At 62.5% G+C, this 18,442-nt stretch carries 16 protein-coding genes; 1 reads left to right on the forward strand and 15 read right to left on the reverse strand.

The features are described 5' to 3' along the window. Window positions 1-8 precede the first annotated feature (8 nt). The 13 genes from FNT36_RS19260 to FNT36_RS19320 all read right to left on the reverse strand — a co-directional run bounded on the left by FNT36_RS19260 (window position 9) and on the right by FNT36_RS19320 (window position 13,454). Complete coding sequence (locus tag FNT36_RS19260) at window positions 9-1,103, reverse strand: glycosyltransferase family 2 protein (RefSeq protein ID WP_317129619.1); 1,095 nt, start codon at window positions 1,101-1,103, stop codon at window positions 9-11. Window positions 1,104-1,107: 4 nt separating this feature from the next. Continuing rightward, window positions 1,108-1,446, reverse strand: a complete 339-nt coding sequence (locus tag FNT36_RS19265) for a YbaB/EbfC family nucleoid-associated protein (RefSeq protein ID WP_144851112.1) — start codon at window positions 1,444-1,446, stop codon at window positions 1,108-1,110. Between the two features lie 179 nt (window positions 1,447-1,625). Beyond that, entirely contained in the window at window positions 1,626-1,811 is a 186-nt protein-coding gene (locus FNT36_RS19270) for a hypothetical protein (protein WP_144851114.1), read from the reverse strand. 50 nt (window positions 1,812-1,861) lie between these two features. Beyond that, entirely contained in the window at window positions 1,862-3,298 is a 1,437-nt protein-coding gene (locus tag FNT36_RS19275) for a GH1 family beta-glucosidase (protein ID WP_144851116.1), read from the reverse strand. A 13-nt stretch (window positions 3,299-3,311) separates the two neighbouring features. Beyond that, a complete protein-coding gene (locus FNT36_RS19280; protein WP_144851119.1) occupies window positions 3,312-4,337 on the reverse strand; it encodes a glycosyltransferase family protein in 1,026 nt (341 codons plus the stop codon). A gap of 124 nt (window positions 4,338-4,461) precedes the next feature. Beyond that, window positions 4,462-5,349: a UDP-2,3-diacylglucosamine diphosphatase gene (locus FNT36_RS19285; protein WP_144851121.1), complete on the reverse strand. Its 888-nt coding sequence runs from the start codon at window positions 5,347-5,349 to the stop codon at window positions 4,462-4,464. After that, the gene (locus FNT36_RS19290) at window positions 5,346-5,546 is read right to left on the reverse strand and encodes a hypothetical protein (RefSeq protein WP_144851123.1); all 201 of its coding nucleotides are present in this window, start codon (window positions 5,544-5,546) and stop codon (window positions 5,346-5,348) included. Before FNT36_RS19290 ends, FNT36_RS19285 begins: the two co-directional genes overlap by 4 nt. Before the next feature lie 256 nt (window positions 5,547-5,802). Then, window positions 5,803-7,521, reverse strand: coding sequence for a hypothetical protein (locus FNT36_RS19295; protein WP_144851125.1), 1,719 nt, complete (start codon window positions 7,519-7,521; stop codon window positions 5,803-5,805). Between the two features lie 126 nt (window positions 7,522-7,647). After that, complete coding sequence (locus FNT36_RS19300) at window positions 7,648-8,154, reverse strand: cupin domain-containing protein (protein WP_144851126.1); 507 nt, start codon at window positions 8,152-8,154, stop codon at window positions 7,648-7,650. A 16-nt stretch (window positions 8,155-8,170) separates the two neighbouring features. Beyond that, entirely contained in the window at window positions 8,171-10,225 is a 2,055-nt protein-coding gene (locus FNT36_RS19305; protein ID WP_233636069.1) for a T9SS type B sorting domain-containing protein, read from the reverse strand. Window positions 10,226-10,253: 28 nt separating this feature from the next. Continuing rightward, entirely contained in the window at window positions 10,254-11,450 is a 1,197-nt protein-coding gene (locus FNT36_RS19310) for an aromatic amino acid lyase (protein WP_144851130.1), read from the reverse strand. 128 nt (window positions 11,451-11,578) lie between these two features. Then, window positions 11,579-13,024 carry a histidine--tRNA ligase gene (gene hisS, locus FNT36_RS19315; RefSeq protein ID WP_144851132.1) on the reverse strand — a complete coding sequence of 482 codons (1,446 nt, stop codon included), beginning with the start codon at window positions 13,022-13,024 and terminating at the stop codon, window positions 11,579-11,581. A gap of 49 nt (window positions 13,025-13,073) precedes the next feature. Continuing rightward, window positions 13,074-13,454, reverse strand: coding sequence for a hypothetical protein (locus FNT36_RS19320; RefSeq protein WP_144851134.1), 381 nt, complete (start codon window positions 13,452-13,454; stop codon window positions 13,074-13,076). 59 nt (window positions 13,455-13,513) lie between these two features. Between FNT36_RS19320 and FNT36_RS19325 the strand changes: the two genes are divergently transcribed. Further along, on the forward strand, window positions 13,514-14,392 hold the full coding sequence (locus FNT36_RS19325; RefSeq protein ID WP_144851135.1) for a transporter: 879 nt from the start codon (window positions 13,514-13,516) through the stop codon (window positions 14,390-14,392). A 15-nt stretch (window positions 14,393-14,407) separates the two neighbouring features. Here the strand turns inward: FNT36_RS19325 and FNT36_RS19330 are convergent, their stop codons facing one another. Next, a complete protein-coding gene (locus FNT36_RS19330) occupies window positions 14,408-16,333 on the reverse strand; it encodes a M28 family peptidase (RefSeq protein ID WP_233636070.1) in 1,926 nt (641 codons plus the stop codon). Window positions 16,334-16,438: 105 nt separating this feature from the next. Continuing rightward, window positions 16,439-18,391 carry a M28 family peptidase gene (locus FNT36_RS19335; protein WP_144851137.1) on the reverse strand — a complete coding sequence of 651 codons (1,953 nt, stop codon included), beginning with the start codon at window positions 18,389-18,391 and terminating at the stop codon, window positions 16,439-16,441. Window positions 18,392-18,442: the final 51 nt, after the last annotated feature.

Below are 18,442 nucleotides of genomic sequence, written 5' to 3' on the forward strand. Positions count from 1 at the left end.
AAGCGTTACTAAGGAAGTAGCAGCTGCGAAAATAGCTTTTTGCCCTGCCCAAAATAAGCCCACACCACGCTGCCCGCGTAGGTGCCCGGCCGCTGGCTGGCTAGCAAGCGCGGCTTAGCAAGCTTGCGCCGCCGCCGCCAGTACCCTAGGCGCATGATGAAGTGGAGATGTGCCCGGCCCACGGCTTGTGCCTCTTGCCAACTGCCAGCCGCCAGAAAGCGCAGCCCCGCCACCCAATCGAGCAATACCCGAAGGATAAGAAAGCCAGCCAGTTCGCCGGGCGCAGCATTCTTGAAGAGCAGCGCCAGACCGTTGCGGAAGTTGAGGTAGGTCTTGCGCGGGTTGGTTTTGGGGAGGGTGCCGCCGCCCACGTGGTGCACCGTGCCGCCGCCGTGGTACCATACTTCGTAGCCCGCATTTTGGGCGCGCCAGCAGAAGTCTATCTCCTCCATATGAGCAAAAAACGCCGGCTCGAAGCCCCCTAGGTCGCGCCAGGTGGTGGCGCGCACCAGGCAGCAGGCACCGCTGGCCCAAGCCACGGGGCGCGGGTCGTCGTACTGGCCGCGGTCGGTTTCAAGGGTGTCGAAGAGGCGGCCCCGGCAGAAGGGATAGCCCAACTCGTCGAGGTAGCCACCGCCCGCCCCAGCGTGCTCAAACAGGGTAGGGTTGTCGTAGGCCAGCACCTTAGGCTGCACGGCCGCGATGCGTGGGTTAGCGTGCAGCAGCGTGTAGAGCGGGCGCAGCCAGCCGGCCTGTACCTCCACATCGGAGTTGAGCAGCACAAAATAGGGGCTATCGAGCCGGGCCAGTGCTTGGTTGTAGCCTTCACAAAACCCTAGGTTCTCGGTAAAAGCCAGTATCTCTACAGTCGGAAAGCCGGCGCGTAGCAAACCTAGGGAATCATCGGTCGAAGCATTGTCGGCCACTACCACGCGGGCGCCGTCGGCGTGCCGCAGCACGCCGGGCAGGAATTTGCGCAAGAAGTGCGCCCCGTTGTAATTAAGAATAACAATGGCAACCTCCGCTAGGTCGCTAACTGGCGAAGGGGCCGCCGCCGTAGCATCGGCTACGGCAGCGGCCCCTTTTAGAGAGTTCTGCTCCAACGTGCTAGCCGCCAAAGTTGCTCAGGTCGAGGCCCGGAATGTTGGGGAGCAGGCCGCTGGTCTGGCGCTGCATTTCTTGGCGGGCCAACTCGGCGGCGGCGTCCAAAGCTTTGTTGGTGGCCGCTACCACGAGGTCGGGCAGCATTTCGCGGTCTTCCGGAGTCAGTAGCGAAGGGTCAATGTCGAGCTTTACTAGGTGGCGGTGGCCATTGGCCGTGGCTTTTACAAGGCCGCCGCCCGCTTCGCCGGTGGCGGTAATGTGCTGGAGCTGCGTTTGGGCCTGCTGCATCTTGTCTTGCAGCTCTTTTACCTTGCCCATCATGCCCATCATGTCGAATGCCATAGTCGTATGCTACTGATGCGCAAGCCGAAGCAAGTGGCGAGCCGCTGCTTCGGTGCGCTGGTAAGAAATAGAAAAAGGCAGCCTAGAAAGCCCTAGGTGCCAAAAAACAAAGGTAACGCAACCGCCGCCGAACGCCGGAGGTAAGCGTAGCCCAAAAAACAACGGCTACCCGTAGAAGTTCATCGGGAGAAGGTGGCGGTAGCCGCCGGGCGGACGGGTGCCGCGGGCGCGGCCGAAGTAGGCGACGCCTGCGCGGCCTTGTGCTGGCGGTCCCAGAAGCCCCACAGCAGACCTAGGCCGGCCAGTACTATCATCAGTGTATACACGATGCGATTCTGGCGGAAGATTATTTCGTTGGCTTTCACGGGAGTAGCGGTAAAAGATGAACCGCCCCTGAAACGTGGGCCGTCCGCCGCTAGTTGCGCCGCGCTAGGTGCGGGGCGGTCAAAAACTGCCGGTACCAGTGGCCCGAGTCTTTTAAGGTACGCTGTTGGGTTTCGTAGTCAATGTGTATCAGCCCAAAGCGCGGCCCGTAGCCCGCGGCCCACTCAAAGTTATCAGTAAGTGACCACGCAAAGAAGCCCTCGACCGGCACGCCCTCGCGCTGGGCCCGCAGCGTTTGGCCGATGGCTGCCCGCAGGTAGGCGCGGCGGGCATGGTCGGCCACCCGGCCCCCCGCGCAGGTATCGGGGAAAGCTGCGCCCGCCTCGGTCACGACCAGCGGCGGGGCGTTCTCGTAGGCCGAAAACTGCTTGAGCATGTGATAAATCGATTCGGGGTACACCTCCCAGTCCATGTCGGTGCAGGCCACGCCGCGCTGTCGGGCGGGCACTAGCTTGGCCCACTGCGGCGGCAGCCACGGCGAAAAGCGCACCACCTCACGGGTGTAATTCTGCACGCCCCAAAAGTCGAAATCGAACGCTAGGCGCGCCTCATCGCCGGGCTGCTGGTAGCGGGCCAGCAGCCAGCGCAGGGCCGGCAGCTCCTCGGTGGGGTAGCCTAGGCCGAGGGTGGGCTCCACAAAAAAGCGGTTGAGCACGGCATCGGCGCGGCGGGTGGCGGCCACATCGCGGGCCGAGTCGGGCCGCTGCGGCGTGAGGTACGAGCACGAAAACGTGGTACCAATCTGGGCCGAGGCGGGCAATGCAGCCCGCAGCGCCCGGCCGCCCTCGGCCTGGGCCAGCGTAGCGTGGTGGGCCGCCGCCAAAAAGGCCCCTAGGTGCCGCCGCCCCGGCGCGTGCACGCCCAATAGGTGCCCAGCCCCCACAAACGCCATGGGCTCGTTGAGCACCAGCCAATGGCCTACGCGGTCGCCGAGGTGGTGGGCCATAGTGGCGGCGTAGTCGGCCAGCCAGCCCACGATGCTGCGGTTGGTCCAGCCGCCGCGGGCTTGCAGGGCGCTGGGCAAGTCCCAGTGGTAGAGCGTGAGCCAGGGACGTAGCTCGCGTTCGAGGCAGGCATCGACCAGCCGGTCGTAGAAGTCGAGCCCACGGCGGTTGGTGGCGCCCACGCCCTTGGGCAGCACCCTAGGCCACGATACCGAGAACCGAAAGTCAGTGAGCCCCATTGCCTGAGCTAGGTCCAAGTCCTGCTCGTAGCGGTGGTAAAAATCGGTGGCCACGCGCCCATGCTCCCCGCGCTGAATAACGCCCTTGCGGCGCGTAAAATCGTCCCAAATGCTGGCCTCCTTGCCCTGGTGCTGCCACGCGCCCTCGGTCTGGTACGCGGCTGTGGAGGCGCCCCAGTAGAACCTAGGGCCGAAGTCGGCGCGGCTAAAATCGGCGGGCGTGGTGGGCGGGAAGAAGGCAGCCGGCAGGGCGTCGGCCGGCACAGAATCTAAAACGATAGGCATGGGCAACGGCAGGCTACGCAAGGGTAGCCCGAGAAGGAACAACGGCCGGCCGCTGCTCGTGCAGCAATCGGTCGATAATGGCGGCAGTTTGGTCGGGGTAGTGCACGGGCACGGGCTGGCCTTGCCACAGCCAGTCATCGACTACGGCCAGGCTTTTGTGCTTGAGATTTTTGATAATAGGCACGCCCATCTTAGCCAGCGCGGCGGCGTTGCATTGCTGCTCGTATTGCTGCTTCATGGGCACGGCCAGCAGCTTTTTGCCCAAGAATAGCGCCTCGGCCGGCGTTTCGAAGCCAGCCCCACAGAGCACGCCCTCGGCCCGCGCCAAGCTGTCGAGAAAGGCTGGCCCGCTTACCGGCCACACGCGCACATTGCCGTGGGTGGCAGGTACTTGGCTGTGCTTGCTGAAAACCTCCCAGCGGGTGCGCCGGCTCAGGTAGCGCAGTTGAGTTACTAGGGTAGCCTCCTCAAAGGCCGGCAGGTACACGGTGTAGTGGCCGTCGTTGGTAGGCTTTAGGGCGCGCACTTGCTGCCGAATGACGGGCGTGGCAATGCCCGGCGCATAGGCTTGGAAATGAAAGCCGTACTGCGCCGTGCTAGGCGCGTAGTGGCGCAGCACGGCCCGGCCGGCGGGGTCTTCGGACTTGGGGCGCGGGGCGGCGGGGTGCAGCACGGCGCTCTGGTGGCTCAAGGCCACGCAGGGCACGCTCCGCAGCCGGCACGCCCAACTCGATACGGGCTCAAAATCGCTGATAACTAAGTCGTAGTCGCGCACAGGCAGGTGCCGTATCTCGTGCACAAAGCGCGCCGAGTTGAACTGCTGAAACGTCTTGACAAAATTGATACCACCCTTTTTGCCAAACAAAAACCCCATGCCCCGCGCCTGGTAGCGCACCTCGAAGGGCAGCGAAAGGTCGGCGGGCGGCCCACTCACCAAGATGTCGAGTTGCTCGCAGCGGCTTTGCAGCAGTGGCACTATATCGAGGGCGCGGCTAAGGTGGCCATTGCCGGTGCCCTGGATGGCATACAGTATTCTCATTTACTAGATGCTGTCATTGCGAGGAGGTACGACGAAGCAATCTTTCCTTAAACTGCTTTGCTTACGTTAGCTAACGTGAAGGAAAGATTGCTTCGTCGTGCCTCCTCGCAACGACAACTGGTTTTCATTTTAACTTAAATTCGGCCAGCAGCCCTTGCAGCAGGGTAGCCGCGTCGGCATCGGCGGCGAGGTCGGTAGGGTCGGGGAGGGCTTCGGTAGTGGGGGGTAGCCCTAGGTCCTGGTGGTAGTGGTAGAGCTGCCAGCCTGCCTCGGCAGTGTACTCCAAGGCCGTCAGGTTTTCGACCCAGTCGCCGGAGTTGAGGTAGGTAACGGGTCCTTTCTCGGTGGTCAGCGTCTTGATTTCGGGCTGGTGAATGTGGCCGCAGGCCACGTACTGGTAGCCCTCATCGGCCGCGATGTCGGCGGCGGTTTGCTCGAAGTTGGTAATGGCGGCCACGGCCGTTTTTACGCGTTCCTTCACCAACTTCGACAGGGCTACCCTAGGGCGCCCAACCTTGGTAAGCAAGAAGTTAGCGAAGCGATTGAGCAAGATGAGCAGGTCGTAGCCCTTGCCGCCGAGCTTGGCCAGCCAGCGCGCGTGGCGCATGGTCACGTCGAACACGTCGCCGTGAAACAGCCAGGTGCGCCCGTGCGGCAGGTCGAGTACCAGCTTATTGTCGAGATGAAAGTTGCCCAGCTTGAGGCCCGCGAATTTGCGCAGTAGCTCGTCGTGGTTGCCGGTGAGGTAGTAGATTTTGGTGCCCTTGGCGGCGCGGGCGGCTAGGTGGCGCACCACCCGCATGTGGGCCGGCGGCCAGTAGTTTTTCGAGAACTGCCAGATGTCTACAATGTCGCCATTCAGCACCAGCACCTCGGGCCGAATGCTTTTGAGGTAGCGCAGCAGTTCGGGCGCGTGGCAGCCATAGGTGCCCAGGTGCACGTCGCTGATGACGGCCACCTGCACCCGGCGCCGCTTGGGCCGCCGGGCAGCTAGTACGGGCGTAGCCTTCATAAGGCAGCGCTAGGGTAGGGCGAGGCCTTGATGCGCCGGGGCCGCACCGCCGCCCGGCCCGCGCAGCGCGCACTACCCCGAAAAGCCGAGCGCAGGCCACCTAGGGCGGTGCCATCGACCAGCCACCAAGCTAGTTGAAGCACCACGTAGAGGGCATCGCGAGTCACCCATTTTTGCCAAGCCGTGAGAATACGCATAGCCGCCAGCACTGCCCCGGAATGAATACGCGGTAGTACTGGCTCAAAATTCTACTTAGTCTATGACGCGTTGATTAGCTTAGGATTACGCTTTTGTCAAAAAGTAGCGTCGCTGTCCGTTGCTGGCGCCAGTTCAGCCCTGAGTTAAACTAGTGCCAGCGGACCCCATCGGTTTACTGATTTGACCATAAAAAAAGACGCTGCCGCCACCCGGGAACACCAGGGGCCGCAGCGGCTTTTTTGGAGAGCCTAGGGCTTACTTAGCTAGCGCCTCTTTCAGGGCGGCTACTACTTTGGGCAGCGTCTGCTCGGCGTTGCCGCCTAGGTCGATGTGCAGGGTGCGGCGCTTGTACTGCTGCAAGGTTTCGAGGTCGCCCTGGGCCTGAGCATTCTCGAAGGTGCCGAACGAGTAGGAGCGGCCGGGTAGCGGTAACTCAACCGGGCTCTGGTGCGTGAACTGCACAAACAAGCCCGTGTTGGGGCCGCCCTTGTGGTACTGGCCGGTCGAGTGCAGGAAGCGCGGGCCGTAGCCTGAGGTAGTGGCCAAGTGCAGGTTTTGCTGCACCAGCTTGCGGAACTCTTGTAGCTCGGCGCTGATAGCATCCGACTCGGTGAGGTAGGCTTGCAGGTTCACGAAGTCGCCGGCTTTGGACTGAGCGAAGAAGGCCTTCAGCGTGCCCACGGCGCCGTCGCCTTTGGCATCGGTGAAGTAGCTCACGCCATCGGCCTCGGCGGCAGCGGCGGGGCCGGCGGGCAGGTGGCCCTGTTCCTGCACCACTTTCATCACGCGGTCGGTAGCAGTTTTGCTTTCCTGCACGTTGGGCTGGTCGAAGGGATTGATGCGCAGCACGGCGCCGGCTACGGCCGTGCCCACTTCCCAGCGGAAAAACTCGGCGCCTAGGTCGAGCGGCTCCTTCATGAGGATGATAACCACCGGGTGGCCGGCTTCTTGCAGCGCCTTTAGCTTGTTGCGGTTTTCGGTGTCGGGGGTGTCTTCGTAGCCCACATACACGAACAGGCGGTCGTGGCCATAAACCTTGGGCGTGCCCAGGGGCTCTCCGGCTACGGGCAATACGCCCTTGCCTTCTTTGCCGGTGCTTTCGGCCAGTAGTTGCTCTAGCCACAGACCTAGGTCGTGTAGTTTGTCGGGTACTACCAGGGTCAGCTTGTCGCGGCCCTGCTTCGAGAGCACGCCCATGGTGGCGCCCAGTTGCAGGCCGGGGTTGTCTTGCACGTCGCCTTCGCTGCCGCAGGCACGCATCATGGTCACGGCGCGGTCGAGCAGCTCAGCGATATTGATGCCGTAGAGGGCGGCCGGCACCAGGCCGAAATAGGTGAGGGCCGAGAAGCGGCCGCCCACCTCGGCGAAGTTTAGGAAAATTTTGCGGTAGCCCTCGTTGGTGGCGTTGGTCACGAACTTGGAGCCGGGGTCGGTGATGGCCACGAAGTTTTCGCCGGCCTTGTCGCCTTTAATCTCTTTCAGTTTGGCGTAGAAATAATCGCCGAAAGCCAGCGGCTCGGCCGTAGTGCCCGACTTACTGGCCACGATAAACAAGGTCTTGTCGAGCGGTACCGACTGCTCAATCTGCTGCACAGTGCCGGGGTCGGTGGTGTCGAGCACCGAGATGGGCAGGCCACCATTGGCGCGCTCAAACGACTTCTCGAACACAATTGGGGCCATGGTGCTGCCGCCCATGCCCATCACCACTACGTGCTCAAAGCCAGCCTCTTTTACCTCTTTTACGAACGCCTCGATTTCGGGTACAGCCTGCTGCATGGTTTCGGCCACGCGCGTCCAACCCATAAAGCTGCGGATGCTCTCTTGGCCTTCGGCGCTGTCGGTCCACAAAGTGGCCTCTTTCTGCCAGAAGCCGGCGGTAAAATTCTTAGCGTTCAGGTCGTTGATTTCGGCCGTGATGGCCTCCTGGTACTGACCTAGGTGGTAGGTAGCCGGGGAAATGCTCGGGGATGACATGAGAGAAAGTGTTTGGTACTCGGTAAGAACTGGGATTTTCTAAGAACAAAGAAAACGAGTGTTTTGCTGGCCTAAAGGAAGCAAAACACTCGTTTTCTCATGGGGCTAGTCTACGTCAACTAGCGACTAGCGGCCAAAATCATCTTGCACACGCACGATATCGTCCTCGTCCGAGGGCTGGGTGGCATCGGTGTGCTGCCAGATTTCGGCAATCACGCCCCAGCCATCGAGGCCCACCAGGCGGTGGCGCTCGCCTTGCTTGAGCACGATGAGGGCGCCCGGCTCGTACGATTTCACTTCACCTTCCTCGTCGGTAGGGCTGGTGGCCACGCCCACGGGGCCCTGCACTACTTTCCAAATCTCGGCGCGGCGGAAGTGGTACTGCCAGCTCAGGCGCTGGTTGGGAGCCACGAGCAGCACCTTGGGGCTCAGCTTGCCCGAAATGCGCAGTTCATCGACCGAGCGGCCGTCGAAATACTTATCGGCAAAGGCCTGGGCCTGGCTTTCGTCAATCACGAAAAAACCGCCCCAGGGGCGCGTCTGGTCCTGCTGGGCCACAGTGAAGCCTTGCTCGGCGAGCGTGGCGGCGATTTCCTGGAAGCGGGCGGCTTTAGAAGTGTCTTGGTCGGGCATGAGAAAAAGAGAAGGGTTATTTAAGGATGGTAATGGTGCCGGTTTGGCGTAAAGGCTGGTTGTCTTCGCCCAGCAGGTCGAAGCGCCATACGTAAGCCGCATTTACCGGGGCATGGCCGTTGATGGAGCCATCCCAGGTTTGGGCGCGGTCGGTGGAGCGGAACACTTCCTGCCCGTTGCGGTCGACGACGATGAAGGTGAAGTTTTGCAAATATCTACCTTTTAACTCAAGCACATCGTTGAGGCCGTCGCCGTTGGGCGTGAAGGCGGTGGGCATCACCAGCCGCGGCCGGCGCGTGAGGGTGCCCACGTTGGAGTAACTGAGGGCGCCCGTAGGCAGGCCGGCGCCGCTAGCCACCACGCGGTAGCGCAAAATCTGGCGGTCGAGGGGCGGGGCCGAGTCGAGATAGGTGAGCCCAGTGAGCGGCGCGCTGATGGCCAGCACTGTGCCATCGGCGGCCAGCGTCAGTACCTGATAGGTAGCCCCAACGGCTGGGCCGCCGGGCCCTTGAAACGCTGACCAGCGCAGCCGGGCCGTTTGCCCCTCGGGGTCGGCGGCTTCCACCGTCAGCAAGGCCGGGCACGACGATGGGCTCGCGGCCGAGACATTGCCGCAGGTATCGCGCAGCGTAGCCGTGTAGCAGGGTGGCGCGGCCAGCAGCGTACCTAGGGCGGTCGAATCGCGCAGGCTGAGGCTGGCCGCGCCCGTGCGGCCGGTGCGCAGCGGGGCGTAGGCCACTGGCGCCGCCCCACCCGCCTGCTTACTGATAGTCAGCTGTCCGCCGGCGCCAAAGGTGGTGGCGCTTGCGCCGGGCGTGGCCGTCAACACCACCCGGTTGCGGAGGTCAAACGAGGCCACCAGCAGCGGCGTGGGCGGTGGGGTAGATGATTGAGCAGTAAGGGTGAGGGGGTTCGACACCGTTTGGCCGCCCGGCAGCGTGGCGGTGAGGCGGTACGTGTAAACTGTGCCGCACTGCACGTTGGCATCGACGTAGGTAGTAGCTGAGCCCGCCAGCGGAAGCGCCACGCCATCATTGCGAGCCAGCGAGTAGCTTACGGCGGTAGCCCCTCCGTAAAGGTCGAAGGTGAGCGTGTTGCGTCCGTTGTCGGCCGTGCCGCTCAGCCCTAGGGTCGGTAGTTCGGCCGACGCCGCCGTATTGCCGCAGGCATCGGTGCGCAGTAGGCGATAGCGGCCCGGGGGCACTTGGCCAACCTCAAACCCCGCCACGGGCGAGCCGATATTGGCCGGCGTGCCCGGCACATTCTGGTAAGGTTGGCCAGCGGTTTGGGCCTGCAAGGTGTAGGTGAAGCCCGCGGGTATTTGGGCCAGCGAAAACTGGGCGGGCCCACCGCTAGCTGCGGACCCCGTGCGGGTGAGGCGCGCCAGCACCGGCGGCTGGGCCACCGGCAAGGTCAGGGTGAGGCTGGTGCTTTGGGTGCACGAGCTGCCCGCCACGCTGCCCGTCACCAAAAAGGTATTGGTTCCGCCCGGCACAATGGTCACCGGCTGCGTGGTAAGTGGCTGCGCCGCCCCGCCGTTTACCCGCACGGTGTATTGGTCGTAGCCCGAATTGAGTAGCGTAATTAGCGCCGTGTTGTTGGCGCAGGCCGCCACCGTGAAGCCGGGCGGCGTGGGCGATACCACTTGGTAATTGCGAATGTAGGCCACGCCCGCGCCGCCCGTGCCCGAGCTAGGGTCGGGGTTGGAAAGCTCAAATACTGTCACTGGCCCCACGTCGGCGGCGGTGGGCGTATAGGTCGTAACACCCGCCTGCGTGGTGGGTAGGCAGCTAGGCGGAACGGCGTTGCTGCCCTTCACAACCTGGTAGTAAAGTAGGTCGGACCGGGTGGCCGGCCGGCAGGCCGACTGCACAAAGCGCACCGGGCAGCCCACCGTGAGGGTGCGCACCTCCTGGCCCGTGCCAGCATCTACCACCCGAAAAGGCTCGGGGCAGCTGGCTGGGGGTGGGGTAGGGCAGGCGTTTTGGCTGCGCGCGGCCAGGGCCGATAGCCACAAGAGCAGCAGTAAACCCAGGCGCGGCAGCCCCAAAGAAGCGGAAAGTTTTTTCATAACCAGCAGCACAACGCAGGGGCGGCTTCTATTCTTGTGCCCAGGCATGCTCGCGCACAAAGCGCGCCGCCCGGTGCAAGTCGGGAGCCAGCACCCGGTCGTGCGCCGCGAAGGTAACGTGTTGGCGGAAGGCCGCCACCGCCTGCGTCAAGGCAGGGCTAAGCACGAGCCCTAGGTCGCCCCCAGCTAGCTCGCGTAAGTCGAGCGCCTGGGCGGCGGCTAGTAGCTCGATGCCTAGCATCTGCTCAGCCAGCTCGACTATGCGGCGGGCTTCTTGGGCAGCGGCGGCACCTTGTAGAGGTTGGCGAGCATCGCCCGCATCGGTCCAGCCCCCACACTGTTGCACTAAGCTGGCCGCTACCCTAGGTAGAGCCAGCAGCCCAAGCTGTTGCGACGGCTCGGCGGCTAGGTGCCCCGACTGCGTTATTAGTGCCGCCGTGCGCTGGGCAGCTTGGGCGCCTACCTGCGCTGCCGCGTGCGTTAGCTGCGCAAGAGCACGGTCTAAGGCGCTGGCCGGTAGGCTGGTTGTCAGTAGCTCTGTAGGGGAGGTAAAGGCGGGCGGGGTGGCATTGCAGGCAGCCTCAATGGCTTGCCGAGCATCAGCTAGCAGGTCGTCGAGGTGGGCGGAAATGGTTGCTAATGCGCCCACCACCGCGGCAGCGCGGAGCAAGTGGTCAGCCCGCTCTAGCGCTTCTGTGGCGTAGGCTAGAGTAAAGTCGCTGCCGCTCAGTAGACCTAGGGCTAGGGTGGGCGTTAGCTGCGGCGGCTCCCAGCCAAACAGCCCCAGCACGTCGGCCGCGGCTAGGCGGTAGCCTTGGTAGTTGACCTCACCCAAACCGGCCAAGGGCAGCCCCAGGTGCGCCAGCGGTACTTGGTCGTGGCCGGCGCCTAGTGAGCCCTGCTCGTATACCACCGGCCACACCTCGCGGCTGTAGAAGTCGAGCAAGCGCCGCACTACCGGCTCTGCGGCCGCATCGGTCCGACCTAGGCGGTGGGCCGCCAGTAGCAGCATCCGGCGTACCAGCGCAGCCGGTAGCTCGGGGCCAGTACCCGCGGCTAGGGCAGTGAGCAAGCCAGCCGCCGAGGCCGGCGCTAAGCTTTTAGCGGTTGGGTCAGCGGGCGAGGGACTAGCAGCGTTGGGCTGCAGGCGCACGGCTTCTGGGCTGCGCAGTAGTGCGGCCAGGGTGGATAGTGTAAGTGGCTCGTCGAGATAGAGATAAGGCATAAAAGAAGCTAGCGGCAAGGCTTATTGTACCATCATTAAATAGTAGCGCGGGCTTTTAGTTTGCGAGTGAGCAGCAACTACCCACTCGCAAACTAAAAGCCCGCGCTACTGGCTGTGAATAGCTAGGATTATACCGTCAGCGCCCCCACTACTTCGCCTAGTGGCAGCGTGCGTTCTTCGCCGGTTTGTAGAATTTTAATCTTCGCCACGCCCGCCGCTAGTTCCTCGGGACCTAGGATAACGACCAGCGGAATGCCCTTGGCATCGGCATACTTAAACTGCTTTTGCAGCTTGCTGGCGTCGGGGTACAGCTCGGCCGGGATGCCCGCGGCGCGTAACTCGGCCAGCAGCGGTAGGGCCGCCCGGCCACTGGCCGCGTCGAAGTGCGTGAGCAGCACGCGGGTGGGCGTTTCGCCGGTTTCGGTGAAGAGGTCCAAGCTTTCGAGGCAGTCGTAGAGGCGGTCTACGCCAAACGAGAAGCCCACGCCCGACACGCCCGGCAGCCCAAACGAGCCAGTGAGGTTGTCGTAGCGGCCGCCACCACTCACGCTGCCCATCTGCACGTTGTTGATTTTCACCTCGAAAATGCAGCCGGTGTAGTAGCTCAGCCCGCGCGCTAGCGTGGGGTCAAACTCCAGCCGGTCGAACTGCGTGAAGCCCGAGGCCTGCAAAATATCGCGTACCTCAGCCAGCTCATTCAACCCTTTATAGAAGGCTGTGCTTTCATCTTCGCTGTCGGCGCCGGGGCGCAGGCCGTCGGGCTCCACGCCCGCGGTCACGAAGCCGGCCAGCAGGCGCGACAGCTTTTCGGGGTAGCTGCCGGCCACGTTTAGCAGCTCAAATAGCGTGTCGATAGTCGGCTCCGAAAAGCCTTTTTCGAGCAGCTCCTTGCTCACGCCATCGCGCCCGATTTTGTCGAGCTTGTCGATGGCCACAAAGAGGTCTGTTTCATTGCCCTCGCCACCTAAGGCTTGGTAAATGTTGCGCAGCACCCCGCGGTGGTTGATTTTAATAGTAAAATCGGTTAGACCCAAGCCGTTGAATACTTGCGCCATCATCAGCACGATTTCGGCCTCGCAAAGCAGCGAGTCGGTACCCACCACGTCGGCGTCGCACTGCCAGAACTCGCGGTAGCGCCCGCGCTGGGGGCGGTCGGCGCGCCACACGGGCTGCATCTGGTAGCGGCGGAAGGGGAAGGTGAGCGTGCCGCGGTTCATGGCTACGTAGCGAGCAAAGGGCACGGTGAGGTCGTAGCGCAGGCCTTTCTCAGCAATCTTCGGCAGCACAGCTTTGTGGCCGGCGTCGAGGTCCTCGGCCGTCACGAGCGGTGTGATTTCGCCGCGGCGCTCCTTTACCAGGAAGTTGCCCGAGTTCAGGACTTTAAACAGCAGCTGGTCGCCCTCGTCGCCGTACTTGCCAGTTAGCACCGAGAGGTTCTCTAGGGTCGGCGTTTCGAGCGGCGCATAGCCAAACGTTTCGAACGTGCGCCGGATAACATTAAAAATATATTGGCGGCGCGCCACTTGGGCCGGGCCAAAATCGCGGGTGCCTTGCGGGATGCTGGGTTTTTCCATTACGGCGCAAAGGTAGGTTTTGGGGCCGACTACCTGCCGCCCTAGGGGGCTAGCGGGTGGGCGGGCTCAGCGGCTGCGCGCTGGTGGGCTGGCCCGTTTTGGCGGCGTTGGTGACGGCGCTCATCTCGGCGCCTTTCGGCATATCCTTTTTATAAATAAGCGTAGTCGGATGCGCCTTCCGGCGGCCTTCGGGCAGTCGGGCGGGGTCTACGCCGTAGGGCGTGCCGTCGGGCTTCTTACCGCAAGCGGCTGTGCCCAGGGCCAGCAGCAAGCTCAGCAAGAAGGTATAACGAACGGAAGGGAACACGCTGAACATGGATTTTTGATGAATTTTTGCCTTATACGACGAAGGTACGGCCAGGATGCTGGGGCGCGCTGCCGCCGCGCCCGGCAGCACGCCGGGAAAGACTGGTGTGGAGCCAGTAGTCACGCTCAGTCACTGCGCAGTGGGCTGCGTATGCGGGCTATTACCTTTTTTTACGTTGTTCTATGCGCCATTTTTATGCGGGCTGCCTAGGGGCATTAATGATGGCTAGCCCGGCACTGGCTCAATCAAACAAGTTGCTCAACGATACCATCGACGTGGATAAGAGCCACTACACGCTCTTCAACCCCACGCCGCGCAAGTACATGCGCCCCATGGTGCCCGACCGCCCTGGCATCACCGAAAGTCCGTACTCGGTCGATGCGGGCCACTTTCAGTATGAGACCGACGTGCTGCGCCTGCTCACGCGCCACGAGGGGCCGCAGCACGGCCACGACTGGTACGTGAACCACTTTTTGGCGAAAATCGGCCTCACCGACCGCACCGATTTTCAGGTGGCGCTCGATACGTATACCTACTCGCACAACTTCGACGACAGCCAGGGCGGCAGCCCGTTTGACCAAAACAAATTGTACCGGGGCGTGGGCGACATCACGCTGCGCCTCAAGCACACCTTGGTGGGTGACGACGATAGCCGCGGGGCCCTAGGCCTAGTGGGCTACGTGCAGCTACCCACCGGCGGCCCCGTGGGCGACGGCGGCTACGAGCCCGGCCTCACGCTCACCGGCGTATTTCAGTGCACCAAAACCTGGAGCGTGGGCGGCCAGGTGGCCAATAACTATTTCTTCGACCCCGACGCCGGCCAGCACTTCTACCAGCTCACGCCCACTGTCACTACCGACTACCAGTTCAACAAGCTCGTGCAGGCCTTCGTGGAAGTGGTGGGCTACTGGGACACCCGCCAAGCCAACTGGCGCAGCTCGGTGAACCTAGGGCCGCAGCTCGACATCTCCGACAACGTGCAGCTCGACTTCGGCGCGCACATGCCCCTCACGCACTCCGTCGATAGGGAGTATTTCCTAGGTATCAGTTTTCGGCGCTAACTGACTAAAGCACAGCTAATCTTTTGTGAAGATATAGTTCTTGCCGTTTTCGAGCAGGGCAAATGTTGGCTTGTCGGGCGCGAACTGGAAGCGCAGCCCAGCTTCGGCGCAGGCAAATACGCCGGGGCTTATGGCCGCAAGTAGCAGCGGCGACTGACGCGTGGGTTGGGCCGTGAGCACGGCGCTGCCCTTCTTAATTGTAATTTTGAAGGGCAGCTGAGTACTGCTGTAGATACCCTCATAACGGGCTAAGTCAGTAGGGGCAGCGACATAACCAGTAGGGCGATACTGGGCCGAGAGGGCCGGGCGAGTGGCGCGGTTAGCCACGGCCCAGGCGGTGTGAAAGATGAGTTGGGTGCGGCGCGTGAGGGCCGGAAAGTCGATTTTCTCCACGTCGTCGGTGGGCTGGTGGTAGTCGGCGTGGAAGCCACTGGCGTAGAAAATGACCGGCACCCGGTGCTTGGCAAAGTTGTAGTGGTCGGAGCGGTAGTAGAGATGGCTGGGCTCAGCGATGGAGTTGTATTTATAATCGAGCCCTAGGTGCTGGTAGCGCTGGTTGGTAGCTTCGCTCAGTGCACGCAGCTCGCCGGAAAGCCAGTTGTCGCCTATCAGGTAGAGGTAGTCGCCCTGGCCCTGGTGCACGCTATCGACGCGGCCCACCATGTCGAGGTGCAGGTCGGCCACGGTATTGGCCAGCGGGAAAATAGGGTGGTCGGTGTAGTAGCGCGAGCCCAGCAGGTCTGCTTCTTCGCCCACGTTGGCCAGGAATAGGATGCTGCGGCGCGGGCCGTGCCCGGCCTTCTTGGCCTGGGCAAAGGCGCGGGCCATGGCTAGCACGCTCACCGTGCCCGAGCCGTCGTCGTCGGCCCCGTTATATACCACGCCATTTTTGCGGCCGATGTGGTCGTAGTGCGCCGACAGCACTAGCACTTCGTTTTTCTTGTCGGTGCCTTCGAGGTAGCCCAGCACGTTTTCGGTGGTGAAATCGTCCGCTCGGTTCGCTATCCGCAGCTCGATGGGCCCTGGCTGAAAGGCTGGCGCCACGGGTTTGCCAGCGGCGGCTACGGCCTGCTGGTACTGCGCCAGGCCGGCGGGGGTGGTGCCGAGCAGCGCGGCCCCCATCTCGGGCGAAAGGAAAAAAACGTTACTGCCTGGGCCGGTTGGGGAGGACTGCGGCTCACCAGGAAAGGTTATCTGGTCGTCGGGCCCTTGCCCAAACATAAAAGGATAGTCTTGCAGCACGCGAGCGAAGGCCGCCGCGCTGGGCATGATGCGAAACGTAGCGCGTGGCGCCAGCGACCGGAGCGCTGGGCTGCGCGCTCCCATTTCGGCGATGCCCGCGGTGCCGTAGGGGCTAGGCTGGCCGTTTTGGCTTAGTAGCGGCTGGCCAGCTTTGGTTTGAGGCTCGCCCAATAGCAGCACTAAGTCTTTGTGCTGCAAGTCGGGAGCATTGGCCGCGAAATCGGCGAAGGCCGGGGTGCTGATACCGTAGCCTACAAACGTGGGCTGAATGGTGGCCATTGCCGCCGCAGGGTCGCGCAGGATGACGTAAAAATCCTTGTTCAGCACGAACGTCCGGGTCCCAATCTTTATGGACGAAGCCGAATCCAGGCCCACGCGGTGCAGCTTGAAATGCTGCCAATAGGGATTGTCGGAGTTTGGTACCGGGCCCGTCAGACCAGCAGCGGCAAAGGCCTTGGCGAGGTAGGTGGCGGCCATCTTCTGGCCTTTTTGGCCGGTGCCGCGGCCTTCGTAGGCATCGGAGGCCAGCACCGTCAGGTCTTGCCGCAGCTCCTGGGGCGTAATGCGGGCGGCGTAGAGCACCGACCAGTCGGGGGCGGCGAGCAGGCGCTTGGGTTTGGGGACCGGCCGGGTGGGCTGCGCCACGCTGGCACTCGCCGCTAGCAGTAGTAGGGCTCCTAGGTAGTAAAAAGGACGCATCGGAAACGGAAGGGCTAAACGAAAAGCTGCCAGCCCATTGGTGAGCTGGCAGCCGGTGAAGGTCCGCTAAAAAGTTGGAAGTAACCCTAGGTGCAAGTCGAGGCGCTACTCTTTGGTAAATACGAAGCTGCCGCCGCCCTGCTTGAGCGTGAAGCTGGGCTTGGCTGGGTCAAACTCCACCCGAATTTGCGCCTGGTCGAACTTGAAAATGCCTTGGCTCACGGGCTCCAGCGCGAAGGCGGGCTGGCCGGTGGCCTGTGCCTTCAGAGTGGTGCCGTCTTTAGTAAACGTGACTTTGAGCGGAATCTGCGCGCTGGCGTAGGTGCCCACGTAGCGGTCGAGGTCAGTGGCCGAGGGCACAAAGCCAGTAGCGCGAAATTTCTCATCGACCAGTATGCGCTGGTCGCGGTTGGCCACGGCCCAGGCGGTGTGGAAGATGAGCTGGTCGCGCCGGGCCATGGCCGGAAAGTCAATCAGGGCCACGTCGTCGGTGGCTTTGTGGTACTGGGGGTGCAAGCCGCTGGTGTAGAATATAATCGGCACGTTGTGCTTAGCGAAGTTGTAGTGGTCCGAGCGCTCGTAAATGTGCTCGGGGTCGTCGGGGGCGTTGTACTTGTAGTCGAGCGCTATCGGCTGGTACTGCTGGTTGGTAGCCTCGCTCAGCGTGTTTAGCTCCGTGCTCAGTCGGTCGGCGCCCACCAGGTAGAGGTAGTCGCCCTTGCCCTGGTGCAGGCTGTCCACGCGGCCCACCATGTCGATGTTGAGGTCGGTGACGGTATTGGCCAGCGGGAAGATGGGGTGGTCGGTGTAGTACTGCGAGCCCAGCAGGCCCTCTTCCTCGCCCACGTTGGCCAAGAATAGGATGCTGCGCCGCGGGCCGTGCCCGTCCTTTTTAGCCTGGGTGAAGGCCCGCGCCATAGCCAACACGCTCACCGTGCCCGAACCATCGTCGTCGGCTCCATTGTAGACCACGCCATCTTTGATACCTAGGTGGTCGTAGTGGGCCGATACTACCACTACCTCGTCTTTCTTGTCGCCACCTTCGAGGTAGCCCAGCACGTTTTCAGTGGTAAAGGGCTCCTTCTTTTGCTTGAGCTGCACATTGGTAGAGGCAGGCTTGAACTCACCAGCAATGGGCTTGCCGGCGGCAGTTACGCCCTTCTCGTACTTGGTGAGGCCAGCCGGAGTAGTACCTAGTAGGGCGGCGCCTAGGGCCGGCGATACCAGCACAATACCGAGTCCACCTTGGGTTGGCTGGTCGGTAAACTCCAACTGCTCCTGGCCGAGTAGCTGAGCATAGTCCTTGGGAGTTTGTGCAAACGCTGCCGCCGTGGGGGCCACCAAAAAGACCGATTTTGGCCGTGCGGCGCGCAGGGCGCCGGTGCGGGCCGTCAGGGCTGGCAGGCCGCTGGCACCATACGCGCTGGTTGCGCCTAGCAGCGGCTGCCCGGTCTTATTGAGGGGCTGGCCTAGTAGTACCACTAGGTCGCCGCCCGGTGCAGGAGTGGCATCGGAGTAGTTGGCTTCCTTAATGCCGTAGCCCGCGAAGGTGGGCTTTAAAGGAGCCGTAGAACCTATCAGGCCACCCGGTAATAGCACGTAAAAGTCCTTGCCTTGCGTGTACGTTTTGCCGCCCACCTGAATGGCCGAAGCCGGGTCGATGCTCACGCGGTTCATCGTAAAATGCTGCAAATACGGGTTGTCCGAGCCTTGGACTGGGCCGGCCAGTCCATCGGCCGCGAAGGCCTTGGCAATGTAGTCGGCGGCCATTTTCTGACCTTTCTTACCGGTTTCGCGGCCTTCGTAAGCATCCGAAGCCAGTACGTCGAGGTCAGTTTTTAACCCCTCAGGCGTGATGCTGGCAGCATAGGGCAGCGAGTAGTCGGTGGCGCTAGCGGCCCCAGCGGCCATCGGGGCAGTGGTAGTAGCCGCATCGGCTTGGCCGCGCTTATGCTTGGTTTTTACTTTGGTGGCGCCGGCCGGGGTGGGCACGGTAGGCTGGGCTACGGCGGCGCTTGCTAACAGTAGCGCCGTAGCTAGGTAAAGAGGTTTGGACATGAAGAGAAAAAAGAAAGAAGCACGTCAGTGGAAAGTCGTAGCCAAATAAGG

This window comes from Hymenobacter setariae (assembly GCF_007713685.1).
In the GTDB taxonomy this organism is placed as follows: Bacteria; Bacteroidota; Bacteroidia; order Cytophagales; family Hymenobacteraceae; genus Hymenobacter; species Hymenobacter setariae.

Excerpts from the sequence above, each read along its gene's own strand:
- FNT36_RS19265 (WP_144851112.1), bottom strand. The coding sequence starts at position 1,446 with ATGGCATTCGACATGATGGGCATGATGGGCAAGGTAAAAGAGCTGCAA.
- FNT36_RS19275 (WP_144851116.1), bottom strand. The coding sequence starts at position 3,298 with ATGCCTATCGTTTTAGATTCTGTGCCGGCCGACGCCCTGCCGGCTGCC.
- FNT36_RS19280 (WP_144851119.1), bottom strand. The coding sequence starts at position 4,337 with ATGAGAATACTGTATGCCATCCAGGGCACCGGCAATGGCCACCTTAGC.
- FNT36_RS19285 (WP_144851121.1), bottom strand. The coding sequence starts at position 5,349 with ATGAAGGCTACGCCCGTACTAGCTGCCCGGCGGCCCAAGCGGCGCCGG.
- FNT36_RS19290 (WP_144851123.1), bottom strand. The coding sequence starts at position 5,546 with ATGCGTATTCTCACGGCTTGGCAAAAATGGGTGACTCGCGATGCCCTC.
- FNT36_RS19295 (WP_144851125.1), bottom strand. The coding sequence starts at position 7,521 with ATGTCATCCCCGAGCATTTCCCCGGCTACCTACCACCTAGGTCAGTAC.
- FNT36_RS19300 (WP_144851126.1), bottom strand. The coding sequence starts at position 8,154 with ATGCCCGACCAAGACACTTCTAAAGCCGCCCGCTTCCAGGAAATCGCC.
- FNT36_RS19305 (WP_233636069.1), bottom strand. The coding sequence starts at position 10,225 with ATGAAAAAACTTTCCGCTTCTTTGGGGCTGCCGCGCCTGGGTTTACTG.
- FNT36_RS19310 (WP_144851130.1), bottom strand. The coding sequence starts at position 11,450 with ATGCCTTATCTCTATCTCGACGAGCCACTTACACTATCCACCCTGGCC.
- hisS (WP_144851132.1), bottom strand. The coding sequence starts at position 13,024 with ATGGAAAAACCCAGCATCCCGCAAGGCACCCGCGATTTTGGCCCGGCC.
- FNT36_RS19325 (WP_144851135.1), top strand. The coding sequence starts at position 13,514 with ATGCGCCATTTTTATGCGGGCTGCCTAGGGGCATTAATGATGGCTAGC.
- FNT36_RS19330 (WP_233636070.1), bottom strand. The coding sequence starts at position 16,333 with ATGCGTCCTTTTTACTACCTAGGAGCCCTACTACTGCTAGCGGCGAGT.
- FNT36_RS19335 (WP_144851137.1), bottom strand. The coding sequence starts at position 18,391 with ATGTCCAAACCTCTTTACCTAGCTACGGCGCTACTGTTAGCAAGCGCC.